Origin of the sequence: Streptomyces sp. NPDC005963, from assembly GCF_040638655.1 — a bacterium.
Lineage (GTDB): Bacteria > Actinomycetota > Actinomycetes > Streptomycetales > Streptomycetaceae > Streptomyces.
In genome coordinates this window covers 343675-352323 of record NZ_JBEXVD010000005.1, presented here as the reverse complement: position 1 = coordinate 352323, position 8649 = coordinate 343675, and the positions used below count along the sequence as shown (strand labels likewise).

The 8649-nt window shown below is 70.4% G+C and carries 9 protein-coding genes and 3 tRNA genes; 4 read left to right on the top strand and 8 right to left on the bottom strand.

Features of this window, described 5'->3' with window-relative positions:
- The 5 genes from ABZ348_RS11180 to ABZ348_RS11160 form a co-directional block, all read right to left on the bottom strand.
- Positions 1-1840: DEAD/DEAH box helicase (locus tag ABZ348_RS11180; protein WP_358931642.1), on the bottom strand; the 1840-nt coding region annotated here is incomplete at its 3' end.
- Between the two features lie 216 nt (positions 1841-2056).
- Positions 2057-2632: a hypothetical protein gene (locus ABZ348_RS11175; RefSeq protein ID WP_358931577.1), complete on the bottom strand. Its 576-nt coding sequence runs from the start codon at positions 2630-2632 to the stop codon at positions 2057-2059.
- Positions 2633-2766: 134 nt separating this feature from the next.
- Positions 2767-3129, bottom strand: coding sequence for a CrcB family protein (locus ABZ348_RS11170; protein WP_358931575.1), 363 nt, complete (start codon positions 3127-3129; stop codon positions 2767-2769).
- Complete coding sequence (locus ABZ348_RS11165; protein WP_358931573.1) at positions 3126-3695, bottom strand: CrcB family protein; 570 nt, start codon at positions 3693-3695, stop codon at positions 3126-3128. Before ABZ348_RS11165 ends, ABZ348_RS11170 begins: the two co-directional genes overlap by 4 nt.
- 65 nt (positions 3696-3760) lie before the next feature.
- A complete protein-coding gene (locus ABZ348_RS11160) occupies positions 3761-4111 on the bottom strand; it encodes a metallopeptidase family protein (protein ID WP_358931571.1) in 351 nt (116 codons plus the stop codon).
- Positions 4112-4292: 181 nt separating this feature from the next.
- On the opposite strand from ABZ348_RS11160, the gene ABZ348_RS11155 reads away from it, so the two are divergent.
- From ABZ348_RS11155 to ABZ348_RS11140, 4 genes are all read left to right on the top strand, one after another.
- Positions 4293-5903: a metallophosphoesterase gene (locus ABZ348_RS11155; protein WP_358931569.1), complete on the top strand. Its 1611-nt coding sequence runs from the start codon at positions 4293-4295 to the stop codon at positions 5901-5903.
- A gap of 150 nt (positions 5904-6053) precedes the next feature.
- Positions 6054-6126, top strand: a tRNA-Glu gene (locus ABZ348_RS11150).
- Positions 6127-6163: 37 nt separating this feature from the next.
- Positions 6164-6238: transfer RNA gene (locus tag ABZ348_RS11145), tRNA-Asp, on the top strand.
- A gap of 22 nt (positions 6239-6260) precedes the next feature.
- Positions 6261-6334, top strand: a tRNA-Phe gene (locus ABZ348_RS11140).
- 46 nt (positions 6335-6380) lie between these two features.
- On the opposite strand, the gene ABZ348_RS11135 is transcribed toward ABZ348_RS11140, so the two are convergent.
- Genes ABZ348_RS11135 through ABZ348_RS11125 form a run of 3 tightly spaced genes read right to left on the bottom strand, consistent with a single transcriptional unit; the run spans position 6381 to position 8472 of the window.
- Positions 6381-7265 (bottom strand): cytochrome c biogenesis CcdA family protein, encoded by an 885-nt coding sequence (locus ABZ348_RS11135; RefSeq protein ID WP_358931640.1) that lies wholly within the window; start codon positions 7263-7265, stop codon positions 6381-6383.
- Positions 7262-8032, bottom strand: a complete 771-nt coding sequence (locus ABZ348_RS11130) for a DsbA family protein (protein WP_358931567.1) — start codon at positions 8030-8032, stop codon at positions 7262-7264. Before ABZ348_RS11130 ends, ABZ348_RS11135 begins: the two co-directional genes overlap by 4 nt.
- A gap of 59 nt (positions 8033-8091) precedes the next feature.
- Complete coding sequence (locus ABZ348_RS11125; RefSeq protein ID WP_358931565.1) at positions 8092-8472, bottom strand: hypothetical protein; 381 nt, start codon at positions 8470-8472, stop codon at positions 8092-8094.
- Positions 8473-8649 lie beyond the last annotated feature (177 nt).

Here is an 8649-nt window from a genome sequence, read left to right as displayed (position 1 = left end):
CGAACGAACGACCACCACGATCGTCACGACGGTCATCGCGGCGATCGTCACGACGGAACCCACCCGAAGGCCGGTCATCACGACGGAAACCACCACGGTCACCGCGATCGTCACGACGCTCGAACGAACGACCACCACGATCGTCACGACGGTCATCGCGGCGATCGTCACGACGGAACCCACCCGAAGGCCGGTCATCACGACGGAAACCACCACGGTCACCACGGTCGTTGCGGCGGTCGAAGTTGCCGCGGTCGTCACGACGCTCCGACTGCTGCTCGGGGATGGAAGCAGCGGCGACCGCGGCCTCCAGCTCGGCCTCGGCGGCCTCGGTCACCTCGGCGACCGCCGTCTCCGGGTCGTCGCCGCGCTCACGCGCCGCGCGGGCCACCAGACGGTCGGCCTCCTCGCGGAGTTCGACGGCACGGCGCTGCACGCGCTCCAGCTGCTTGGTCAGATCGGCGACCTCGCGCTCGGCCTGCTTGGCCGCGTTGTTCGCGGAGTCCGCCTGGACCTCGGTCAGCGAACGAGCACCAGTGATCTCGGCGACCTCCGGGTCGAATGCGCCCGCACCGCCGACGATGTGACGCGAGGCGTCGACGCCCGCGTCCTCCATCAGACGGAAGATCTGGCGGCGCTGGTGCGGCAGCGACAGGGACACGACCACACCGGACTTGCCGGCGCGGGCGGTACGTCCCGAACGGTGCAGGTAGTCCTTGTGGTCACCGGCCGGGTCCACGTTGAGCACCAGGTCGATGCCGTCCACGTGGATGCCTCGGGCGGCAACGTCGGTGGCGACCAGCGCGTTGACGTAGCCGTCCTTGAAGTCGGCCAGCGTCCGGGTGCGCGCACCCTGGGTCATGCCGCCGTGCAGCGCATCGGCCTTCACGCCCGAGTCGCGCAGCTGCTCAGCAATGCGGTCGGCGCCCAGCTGGGTGCGGACGAAGATGATCGTGCGGCCCTTGCGGGCGGCGATCGCCGCGGTGACCGGGGCCTTGTCCTTCGGCTTCACGACGAGGACGTGGTGGGTCATGGTGGTGACATTGCCCTGGGCGCTGTCGACCTCGTGGCTGACCGGGTTGGTCAGGTAGCGCTTGACCAGCGTGCTGATCTCGTTCTCCATGGTGGCGGAGAACAGCATCCGCTGACCGCCGCCCGGCACCTGGTCGAGCAGTTCGGTGACCTCGGGCAGGAAGCCCAGGTCGGACATCTGGTCGGCCTCGTCGAGGATCGCGACCTGGACGGCCTCCAGGGAGCAGGCGCCGCGGTTGATGATGTCGCGCAGACGGCCCGGAGTGGCGACGAGGATGTCGACACCGCGCTCCAGGGCGTAGATCTGGTTGCCCATCGACGTACCGCCGCAGACGACCTTCATCTTCAGGCCGAGCACGTCACCGTACGGCTGGAGGGCGTCGGCGACCTGCATCGCGAGTTCGCGGGTCGGGGTGAGGATGATGCCGCGGGGCTTCTTCTTGTCGGTGTGGCCGTCGGCCAGGGTGGCCAGCAGCGGCAGACCGAACGAGAGCGTCTTGCCGGAGCCGGTACGGCCACGGCCGAGGATGTCCTTGCCCGCCAGCGCGTCCGGGATGGTCGCGGCCTGGATCGGGAAGGGCGCGGTCACGCCGTTCTGGGCGAGCTTGCGGACGACGCCGTCGGGCAGTCCGAGCGTCGCGAAGGTGACCTCGGGCGTCTCAGGGGTCTCGGGCGCCTCGGCGACCTCGATCTCGTCGACGGCGTCGACACCGTCAATGAGATCCACGACGTCTGCGACCTCGGCAGTGGTGTCGACGGCTACCTGGTCCTCGGGCAGGACGGCGTGATCAGTGCTGAAATTGGACATGCGAAATGCGAAACCTTCCGGAGTCTCGGCACGCGCCCAAACTCCGTGATTTCGCAATTCGACCGCCTCTATGCGGTCAGCCACGGCTAGGGAGAGTACGCGCCACACGGCGCGCTTCTGTTTCGGCGCCGGGCAATGGGATCAAACGATCTACCACCATACGCACCCTCCCCCATCGAAGGCAAACCGCGTCAGGGTGACCCCCGCTACACCGCCTCACGCCGGGCCGACCTCGGCCCCGACCTGCGGCGAGCTCTCGGGCTCGTGACCCACCTTGCGACGCGCCGCCTCCGCCATCCGCAGCGCGCCGGCGTGCACCTCGGGCGGTGGGGAAGCGGCCGGCGGGTCGGTGGGTTCGGTGGGCTGTGCGCTGGGGGTCTCCTCCGGCGGCTCGGACGGCTGCTCCTGGGTGGGAGTGGGCAGCGGCACGGTCGGGGTCGGTGCCGGCTCGGTGGGCTCGGGCGCTTCGGGCGGCTGCGGTCGGTTCACCGCGAGCGTGGGCTTGGGCGCAGGTGGCGTGGTGACGCCGCGGGGGCTCGGGGTCGCCTCCGGAACCGCTGACCGCCGCGCCGACCTGCCTGCGTCCGCCCGCCCTCCGCCGGCGTGGTGGCGCCCGGGGCCGGCCTGTCCGCCCTCGGGTTCGATCACCCCACCGGACGGCGCGGACGTCTTGCGGGGCTCGGGAGCCTCGCCCTTGTCGTCGCTCACGCTCATACAGCCTGCCGAGGCCGCGATCGCCAGGGAGGCGGCGAACGCGGCGGCGAGACGGCCAGGGTTGGGCAATTGGCGCACGAGGGCACCTCCGGTGGGCAGAGCGCGGGTTTCACTGCCCAACTCCCGTCGCCCCAGGAGGGACACGCCCGGTGCCTGACGAGTACACGCCCCATCCGTGGACCGTTGAATCACTCCGTCCGTGGACCGTTGACTCACCCCGTCAGGGCCCGTGCCGACTCCACGCCCAAGACCAGCGATCCCAGCCCCACCAGCACGGAAAGACCCACATTGGCTGCCATGTGCCACTGCCGCCCGCTTTCAAACAGCCTGAGCGTTTCGTACGAGAACGTGGAGTAGGTGCTGAGCGCCCCGCACAACCCCGTACCCAGCAGCGCAAAGGTCTGCGAGGTGACCGAAGCCCCGGCGAGCACCCCGAGGACGAGGCATCCCATGGCGTTGACCGTCAGCGTTCCCCAGGGGAACACCGCGTCGTGGCGGGCCTGCACCGCACGATCGGTCAGATAGCGCAGGGGCGCGCCGACTGCGGCCCCGAGCGCCACCAACAGCCAGTTCATCCGGCAGCCGTCCGGCGGTGGATCGCGATGGCGCGTCTGGTCGCGGTGGCGGTGAGCCCCACAGCGACCAGACAGCCGACGACCGTGCCCACCGCGTACACCAGCGCGAGGAGGGCCCTGTCGTCCACCAGGAGTGCGCGCAGGTCGTATGCGTACGCGGAGAAGGTGGTGAATCCACCGAGCACCCCCGTTCCGGCGAAGAGCCGGACGAGCGGGCGCTCTTGGTGACCGTCTTCGGACACGAGCGGGAGGAGTGCACCGATCAGTGCCGAGCCGAAGACGTTGATGGCCAGGGTGGACCACGGGAAGCCGTCTTCGGTGACCGGCCAGGCCAGGGTGACCGCGTACCGGGCGAGCGCGCCGATCACTCCGCCCGCCGCAACGACCCCGAGGACCAGCGCGAGCCCGGCCCCGGCGGTCTCCGCGCGCTGTGCCGCCTGGTGGAGATCGACATCGGGATCGATGGGCTCGTGCGGTACGGGGGAGCTCCTGTGCTCCTGCGTACGGTCAACGGCCGCCCGGGCAGCGGACGGCGCCGAAGGGTGTTCTTCGACGGATTCAGGCATTTCAGGCGGTTTGCTTGGCTTCTCGCCCCCCTCCGGCCGCGCCCCCTCGCCGGGCGGCCCTTCGCTCACCCGTACCCCAGGGCGTGCAGCCGCTCGTCGTCGATCCCGAAGTGGTGCGCGATCTCGTGGACCACTGTGATCTCCGTCTCCTCGACCACTTCCTCACGGCTCTCGCACATGCGCAGCGTCGGTCCGCGGTAGATCGTGATCCGGTCCGGCAGCACCCCCGCGTACCACTCGCCGCGGTCCGTCAGCGGAGTCCCTTCGTACAGCCCGAGCAGCTCCGGGTCGTCGGCGGCCGGTTCGTCCTCGACGAACACCGCGACGTTGTCCATCAGCCGCGTCAACTCGGGCGGGATCCGGTCCAGGGACTCGGCGACCAGTTCCTCGAACTCCTCACGCGTCATCTCCAGCACCCGGCCATTGTCACGTACATCCGGGCGCCGGTCCCCCCGGTCGGTACGGCGGACGCAACTGCTGCCGCGGCCGAAACGTCACTGCCCGGCACCGTGGCAGAACGGGAGGCGCGGTGTCAGGCCCGCCGGGCGGCAGCGCCCGTATCGCATGGCCGCCCACCGCCGGGGGCATACGGGACCAATGGCACGTGCAGTCCCCGAACCGATCCGCTCCGCGCTCCACCGGCTCCAGCAGCGCCACCGCTCCCGCCGTGGCGACCCCCCTCATGCCCTGGCGCACCACCCGCGACCGTGGGCCCGTGGGCTGGGGATGACGGCCGTCGTGGTCGTCGGAGCGTGGCTCGGACTGCTCGTCGTGGGAAGCGTGCACACCACGATCGGGCCGATGGAGACCAGCATGACCCTGCGTCCGGACCTCTCGGGCGGAACCAAGATCAATGTCTCTCCGTTGGGTGCGCTCGAACTCGACTCCCACACCGCACCCGTCCGGCTCGACGTGGACGTCGACCAACTCGACCCCGTCCGCTCCACCGCGTTGGTCGAACACCCCGAACGGCTCGCCGGGCTCCAGGACGAGGTGGCGAAGGACGTCGCCGACGGCACCACCGAGTTGGCCGTGCGCTCCTGCGTCGCCGTCGTCTCCGGTGCCACGGCGCTCGGGCTCGTGGCCTACCGCCGCCCCCGCCGCGCGCTGGCCGCCGGCGGACTGGCGTTGGGGCTCCTCGCCGCGTCGGGGGGCGCCGCAGTGGCCACCTGGGATCCCGAGTCGGTGTTGGAGCCCAAGTTCTCCGGGCTGCTCACCAGCGCGCCGTCGGTGGTCGGCGACGCCCGCTCCATCGTCACCGACTTCGACGTCTACCAGAAGGAGTTGGCCCGTCTGGTCACCAACGTCACCAAGCTGTACGACGCGACCTCGACCCTGCCGACCTATCAGCCCGACCCCCTCACCATGCGGGTGCTGCACGTCTCCGACATCCATCTCAACCCGGCGTCCTGGCACGTCATCAGCTCGCTCGTGGAGCAGTACGACATCGACGTGATCGTCGACTCCGGCGACACCATGGACCACGGCACCGCGGCCGAGAACGCCTTCCTGGACCCCATCAGCGATCTGGGCGCGCCGTACGTCTGGGTGCGGGGCAACCACGACTCGCAGATCACGCAGAAGTACCTCTCCCGTCTGAAGAACGCCCATGTCCTCGATGACGGCAAGGCGGTCACGGTCGGCGGGCTGCGGATCGCGGGCATGGGAGACGCCCAGTTCACGCCCGACCGCACCGCGGCCGACACCGGCAAGGACGCCCATCGGATGGCGGGCATCCGGCTGGCGTCCGCGCTCCGCGGCCAGATCCACACCGGCACCCCGGCCGACATCGCGGTCGTCCACAACCCGGTCGCCGCACGGGAGACGGACGGCGCGGTTCCGCTGGTCCTCTCCGGGCACCTCCACCACCGCAGCAGCGAAGTCCTCAAGGACGGCACCCGGCTCAAGATCGAGGGCTCCACCGGCGGCGGTGGCCTGCGGGCACTGGAGCAGGACAAGCCGGAGAAGGTACGGGCGTCCGTGCTCTATCTCGACCGGACGACCAAGCGGCTCCAGGCGTGGGACGAGATCACGCTCGGCGGGCTGGGGCTGACCACGGCCGAGATCAGCCGTCGGCTCCCGAAGGACAGCGATCCGGAACGTCGCCCGGATCCGACGACGTCCGTCTCCCCCACCTCACCCGGGTCGCCCAGTGCCCCGGCGGGGAGCCGGAAGCCCTCCGTTCCGGGCCGCTCTCCTCAACCCTGACCTGCACGTCCGCCCCTCGCGTGCCGCCCTCGGGGACGGCCCGCGCCAAGTCCCTCCGCCCGTCCCGTAAACCGTTTTGGCGATACCTCCCTGCATCCCATATGCTTCTCACGTCCCCGACGCGCTGCAAAGCGCCCAGGCGGGCCCTTAGCCCTCATCGTCTAGTGGCCCAGGACGCCGCCCTTTCAAGGCGGTAGCACGGGTTCGAATCCCGTTGGGGGCACGCTTTACCTGTGCGAGACTTGTGCTCGCACAACCTTGGTCCTGTGGAGCAGTTTGGAGTGCTCGCCACCCTGTCAAGGTGGAGGCCGCGGGTTCAAATCCCGTCAGGACCGCTGGAGCCCGCAAGGGCTTCGTGGCTGGGTAGCTCAGTTGGTACGAGCGATCGCCTGAAAAGCGATAGGTCGCCGGTTCGACCCCGGCCCCAGCCACTTCCCGAAGGCCCCATCCGATGGATGGGGCCTTCGTCGTTGCCCGCTAGGCCTCCTCGCCGTCCTGCCCCAACGGGCGACCCCCGGTCGGGTGAGGCCCGGTCCGCTCCCGCCGGCGCCGCGACCTCCTGGACGAAGAGCCCCACGCCACCGCCGCCACCGCCACCACGCCGATCAGCAGCGCCCAGTCCGGTACGGCGGCGCCGACGCGACCGGCCCACTGTTCCGCGGTGAAGCTGTCCTCCGGTGAGAGGAGGCCCGGGAGGGTGGTGGTGCCGTCGAAGGCCAGGAAGATCGTGCCGAGGGCGATGAAGAACAGCCCCGAGAACAGTGACGTGGTGTGCAGTCGAAGGCGGCCCAGACTCAGGGAACGGCCTCGGAGCCAGCCGCGGCGGCCCAGGTCGAAGCGGTTCCACAGGAGCGCGAGGACGAAGAGCGGCACCGCCATGCCGAGGGCGTAGACCGCCAGCAGCAAACCGCCGTACACGGGGCTGCCGGAGAGCGCCGAGACCGTCAGGACGCTGCCGAGGATGGGCCCGGCACAGAATCCGGCCAGGCCGTAGACGAGGCCCAGCGCATACACCGGGGCAGCGGTCGTGGGACGGATGCGGCCGGAGAGTTCAGCCATCCTGCGGGAGGCGAAACCGAGCCCCAGGATCTGCGCAGCGCCGAGCGCGATGATCAACCATCCGCCGGAGGTGACCAGCAGATCGCGGTTGCCGTAGAAGAACCGGCTGGCATAGGAGCCGGCCACTCCCAGCGGTACGAGGGTGGTCGCCAGTCCCGCGTAGAAGATCCCGGTGCGCAGCAGGAGCCGGCCCGTGGAGTCGAGGGAGTAGGCGAAGAACGCCGGGAGGAGCAGGGCGCTGCACGGGCTGATCAGCGCCAGCAGACCGCCGAGGAACGCGGCCAGATAGCCGATGTCCGTCATCGGGAGGGGGTCTGGGCCGAGGAAGCGCCCGAGCCGGTCCACTCCGCGGTCTCCTCGGCCGTTTCGATGGCCCTGGTGAAGCTCTCCAGGGGCTGTGCGCCGGAGATGGGGCGGCCGTTGATCAGGAAGGACGGGGTGGAGGCGGCGCCCAGTTTCTGGGCCTCCTCCGTGTCGCGGCTGACGGCGGCCCGGGCGGCCTCGCTGTCCAGGTCCTTCGCGAAGCGGGTCGGATCGGGGACGCCGGCTTCCTCGGCCAGTCGCTTCAGCCGCTTCTTGTCGAAGCCCTCTTCCTTGACTCCGGGCGCGTACGCGGCGATGTGGAACTGCCAGAACCGGCCCTGTTGTCCGGCCGCCCAGGCCGCACGTGCCGCGTCCTCGGACTCCTCGCCGAAGATCGGGAAGTTCCGCCACTCGATGCGCAGCACGCCCGACTTCACATACTTCTCGATCAGCTCGGGCTCGGTCTCCCGGGCGAACTGACCGCAGTAGCCGCAGAGGAAGTCCGCGTACTCGATCATCACGACGGGGGCGTCCGCACGGCCCACGGCCAGTTGGTCCTTGGGGTCGCGGCGGGCGAGCTTCGCCGTTTCGGCGAAGCTGCCCTGATCCGCGGAGACCTCGGCGCCGGCGGCTGTTCCCGACGGGTCCGCGGGCTTTGTCGCGCTGTACGAGGCGAACCCGAGCAGGAGGGCCGCGGCGACGATGCCCGCTCCGATGGCGACGGGGCGGCGTGCGGACCGCGCTTGGCGTGAGGAAGGGGTAGGCATGGTGGTGCATCACTCCTGGGCGAAAGGTGAAGGAAGCCGGCGCTGGGGAGTGGTGTCGTCTATACGCGCAGGACCGACAGATCGACCGGGGTGGGCGGAGCCAGCGGTGGTGGGCCGCGATCCGGTGACCTCGTACCGCTCGCCGGGAAGCCGTCCGGGGCACCGTCGACGCAGACCGTCGCGTACGGGGTGGTCGGCTGCTCGGGAGGGGCTGCGCTGCGCGACGGGGTCAGGGGGTGGGCCCCTCGGTCGTCGTCGCGGGCTCCCTGGCCGCAGCCGCCCGACTTCCCCTGGGCCGTGACGACGTCTGCCGTGTCGCCGGCCGAGTAGGAGTCCGCGGGGGCGGGCCCGCAGAGTGCGAGCAGCAGCGCGCAGACCATGGCGAGCAGCGCGGACGCGGTCGCCGGCAGGCGGTACCGGTCGGCGCGGCTCTGCGGCATGGCGGCGCTGTCCCTTCAGAAACAGGAGGACCAAGAGGAACGAACGGGAAACGGCGGAATCAGTTGGAATGATCTGCTCCATACTGCACCAGTCCCGCCCGCCGCCCACACCGGCCCACGCGCCGCCGCGGTCGGCTGTGCGGCCCTTCCCGAGGCCGTCGCCCGCACCCCATACCC

Coding starts and splice junctions, on each gene's coding strand:
- ABZ348_RS11125 (WP_358931565.1), bottom strand. CDS start 8,472: ATGCCGCAGAGCCGCGCCGACCGGTACCGCCTGCCGGCGACCGCGTCC.
- ABZ348_RS11155 (WP_358931569.1), top strand. CDS start 4,293: ATGGCACGTGCAGTCCCCGAACCGATCCGCTCCGCGCTCCACCGGCTC.
- ABZ348_RS11135 (WP_358931640.1), bottom strand. CDS start 7,265: ATGACGGACATCGGCTATCTGGCCGCGTTCCTCGGCGGTCTGCTGGCG.
- ABZ348_RS11130 (WP_358931567.1), bottom strand. CDS start 8,032: ATGCCTACCCCTTCCTCACGCCAAGCGCGGTCCGCACGCCGCCCCGTC.
- ABZ348_RS11170 (WP_358931575.1), bottom strand. CDS start 3,129: ATGAACTGGCTGTTGGTGGCGCTCGGGGCCGCAGTCGGCGCGCCCCTG.
- ABZ348_RS11165 (WP_358931573.1), bottom strand. CDS start 3,695: ATGCCTGAATCCGTCGAAGAACACCCTTCGGCGCCGTCCGCTGCCCGG.